3 protein-coding genes are annotated in these 2,601 nt (G+C 48.2%); 2 read left to right on the top strand and 1 reads right to left on the bottom strand.

Annotated features, from left to right (window positions below; genetic code table 11):
* The first annotated feature begins 114 nt into the window (after positions 1 to 114).
* Together HUX64_RS02775 and HUX64_RS02770 are read left to right on the top strand one after the other, a co-directional pair.
* Positions 115 to 525, top strand: a complete 411-nt coding sequence (locus HUX64_RS02775; protein WP_174624717.1) for an FkbM family methyltransferase — start codon at positions 115 to 117, stop codon at positions 523 to 525.
* A gap of 296 nt (positions 526 to 821) precedes the next feature.
* The gene (locus HUX64_RS02770) at positions 822 to 1,889 is read left to right on the top strand and encodes a phosphotransferase family protein (RefSeq protein ID WP_174624716.1); all 1,068 of its coding nucleotides are present in this window, start codon (positions 822 to 824) and stop codon (positions 1,887 to 1,889) included.
* A 138-nt stretch (positions 1,890 to 2,027) separates the two neighbouring features.
* Here the strand turns inward: HUX64_RS02770 and HUX64_RS02765 are convergent.
* Positions 2,028 to 2,601, bottom strand: a 574-nt coding sequence (locus tag HUX64_RS02765; protein WP_281355247.1) for a UbiX family flavin prenyltransferase, incomplete at its 5' end; no start/stop codon positions are given.

Below are 2,601 nucleotides of genomic sequence, written 5' to 3'. Positions count from 1 at the left end.
CAACCGCTTGGCTGGCGCTGACCCGTGATACCGGTCAGCTCACGCAGCTGACTCATTTTCCCTGGCTTCAATCCGCTCAGGCTCAGGTTAATTTTTGTCCGGGGGCTTTTTGAGATGCGTATTACATATCCAAAACGTGACACATGGTTGGGATCTACCAATGCTGAGGTTACAAAACGACTCGCTCTTACTCATGATTTAATAACTGAAAAAATCGAACAAAAAACGGTCGATGACTATTTTCCGCAATTCGGGCATAACCGAACTCTTATAAAAATTGACACTGAAGGTAACGAGCTTTCTGTGCTTCGGGGAGCAACAAGAACATTACAAGAAACTAAACCGAGAATTATATTCGAATGTTGGGGTGATAGTGATCGAACTGAGTTGTTCGATTTCTTTAATTCCAAAAACTATATAGTTATCTATTTACCTTGGAGTCCAACGAATAAAGCCCAACCGCTATCCCATCATCAGTTTATGATCAGCACATTACACAATTTTATAGCTGTCCCCAAGGTTTAAATAAATATTCTGAAAAACATTAATCACCTACCACAGTATGCACACAGACGTAAATTCCGCGGCGCTTTATGTGCACTTGTGATACGAAGTAGGGGTAGGGTGGGCAGAGAAGCCTGCCTACACTACTTCGGCTGCCTGGTTTTTAGCAGTTTTCAGAATCGATTAAAATGGTCAAACCAGAAATTAAATGCTATCTTTCAGAAGCAAATAATTATTCTCTTAATCGGGTTTGTATCCTGCAGCAGGGAGCTGACTTAAAGAAACAGGCACGAAAAGATCAATCAGTATGCAACCCTATGAAGGAAAATATCCTGGTCCGCAGACCCGGTGATTTGACTGTCAGCTGGGCTCAAAAAATCGTTAATATCCATTCTAACGCTATTAAGGTTTCCAGGATCGATATTGTTTCCATCGATATTGGCACAACAACACGGATACGCCTCAACATAGAACACAATGGGCCGGAAACTTTGCCCCGGCGCTGGTTCGTGAAACTTCCATCGAGGGCATGGCGGGCAAGAGTGATAACCTCCTTATCGAGATTGCTTCATATCGAAGTGCGTTTTTATAAGGAAATTGCCCCATCAGTACCGGTAACGCGGCCAGTCATTTTGGCGGCACAGAGCAAATTCGGACGCGGCACTACTCTGGTGCTGATGGATGTTACGGAATTGGGCGCACGTCCTGGCTGTTCAAGTGATGCATTGACGGTTGCGCAAGCTGCCCTGGTTATAAAGCAACTGGCTGATTTCCATGCCCATTTCTGGAATACAAGCCGTGATCCGAAATATCGCTGGCTAGCGGGCCCCGTGCGGAGGCTAGAAGATAATCTTGGCTCTGCCCTGGCTGCCCCGTTGATGAAACGGGGATTGCAACGGGCTGGAAGCCTCATTCCCGGCAGTCTCCATGCTCCAGCCATGCACTATGCCCGCCATCGCAGGCTGGCGATGCGCTCTCTTTCTGATGGGCCGCAAACACTTGTTCATCACGATTGTCATCCCGGTAATTTATTCTGGACCCTGTCCAGGCCTGGGTTCCTCGACTGGCAGCTTGTCCGCATTGGCGAAGGAATCAGCGATATCGCCTATTTTTTGGCTACGGCTCTCGATCCCGAAACGCGGCGGCTGCACGAAGCAAGTTTTATCGCAAGCTACTTTCACATTCTTGAAGACAATGGCGTAGCAGGTATCGATTTCAAGAATCTGCTGCTGCGATATCGCGCGCATCTTGTTTATCCATTGGAGGCAATGCTGATGACGCTTGCGATCGGCGGCATGATGGATTCGGAAAGCAACCTCGAACTCATACGCCGAACGGCAGCGGCTGTCGAAGACCATGACGCCTTTTCAGTTTTGCCTATATGACATGGCCTGCCTCGACTATTATCTACATTGCAAATAGTCAGGCTTGTTTCCATAATTTTGCAGGGATGAGCTTTCGGAAATACGGTTTTATCCCGGCTTTTCGACTTGATGGCAAAAGAGCCTCAAGGAACTGCTGCTTTATAATCCGGCCCAGGGCGTGTACAGGCCCTCAACATTAACCCCGAACATATCCAGAACCCGGCCCACGGACTCATTAATCATGGCTGTGAGTGAATCGGATTGACTGTAAAAGGCCGGCATCGGAGGAAAAATTATGCCGCCCATTTCAGTCACGCTCGCCATGTTTCTGATGTGAGCCAGATTCAACGGCGTCTCGCGGGGCATGACCACCAGTCGACGCCGTTCTTTTAAGATCACATCGGCTGCTCGTGAAATCAGGTTATTGCCAAAGCCATGCGCGACAGCGGCCAGTGTTTTCATTGAACACGGCGCGATAATCATGCCTTCCGTTTTAAAGCTGCCGCTGGAAATGCTGGCAGCGATGTCATTAATGCCATGAGCAACATCAGCCAGCTCTGATAATTCAGAGCGTTGCATGGCCAGTTCGTGTTTTAAATTGAGCACGCCGGCCGACGAGATGACCAGATGCGTTTCCCAGTCTTTCTGCACCTGTAAAATCTGCAACATTCTCACGCCATAGATAGCGCCGGTGGCGCCGGTCATGGCGATAATCAAGCGTTTTTTTTGTGTC

This window comes from Candidatus Methylobacter favarea, from assembly GCF_902806695.1.
Lineage (GTDB): Bacteria > Pseudomonadota > Gammaproteobacteria > Methylococcales > Methylomonadaceae > Methylobacter_B > Methylobacter_B favarea.
Note: the sequence above shows the minus strand (reverse complement) of the source record. Positions and strands in the feature narration are given on the sequence as shown.